At 69.7% G+C, this 502-nt stretch carries 1 protein-coding gene; it reads right to left on the bottom strand.

Annotated elements, in window-relative coordinates; all coding sequences use genetic code 11:
• On the bottom strand, positions 1-502 hold a 502-nt coding region (locus JMF90_RS39925), incomplete at both ends, for an autotransporter-associated beta strand repeat-containing protein (protein WP_201326640.1).

Here is a 502-nt window from a genome sequence, read left to right as displayed (position 1 = left end):
TGCAGCGCCCGTGCCGAGATTGATTGCATTGCCAACCGACAAGGTCGCATTCGTATCGAGCGTGGCCGCGCCGCCGACGTTCAGCGCACCGAAGCCGAGTGCCCCGTTGTTGCCGAGCACGAGGCTGCCGCTATTGAGATTCGTCCCGCCGGTGTAGGTATTTGCGCCGTTCAGCGTCTGCGTGCCGGTACCCGCCAGCGTCAGGCTGCCGGTGCCGCCGATCGTGCCGCTGAACGTGCCGCTCGCGGTCCCGCCCAGCGTCAGTGCGTTGGCGCCGAGGCTCACGCTCGTGCCGATGGCGCCCGACAGCGCGCCGATCGACTGCGCGCTGCCCGCGCTGATGTCCAGTGCGGCCCCCGGATTGACCAGGTTCACCGTCCCCGTGGACGACAGGCTGCCGCCCGCGCCGATCGCCAGCGTGCCGGCATTGATCGTCGTGCCGCCCGTGTACGTGTTCGCGCCCGTCAGCGTCGTGGTCGCCGCGCCGTTCTTCACGAGGCTG

Origin of the sequence: Burkholderia sp. E168m23, assembly GCF_016586125.1 — a bacterium.
GTDB classification, from domain to species: Bacteria; Pseudomonadota; Gammaproteobacteria; order Burkholderiales; family Burkholderiaceae; genus Burkholderia; species Burkholderia orbicola.
This window is presented reverse-complemented; position numbering and strand designations above follow the sequence as displayed.